Here is a 201-nt window from a genome sequence, read left to right as displayed (position 1 = left end):
AAGCACAAGCTTGAGCAATAGCGTATCTGCTTCAATTAGTGCCAGCCAATCAGCAAGCACAAGCTTGAGCAACAGTGTGTCTGCATCAATTAGTGCGAGCCAATCAGCAAGCACAAGCTTGAGCAACAGCGTATCAGCGTCAATCAGTGCGAGCCAATCAGTAAGCACAAGCTTGAGCAACAGCGTGTCTGCTTCAATCAG

At 48.3% G+C, this 201-nt stretch carries 1 pseudogene; it reads right to left on the bottom strand.

The features are described from left to right. A pseudogene (locus E2R31_RS10070) lies at positions 1 to 201 on the bottom strand (hypothetical protein); the annotation flags it as partial.

Origin of the sequence: Streptococcus downii, assembly GCF_004353325.1 — a bacterium.
GTDB classification, from domain to species: domain Bacteria; phylum Bacillota; class Bacilli; order Lactobacillales; family Streptococcaceae; genus Streptococcus; species Streptococcus downii.
This window is presented reverse-complemented; position numbering and strand designations above follow the sequence as displayed.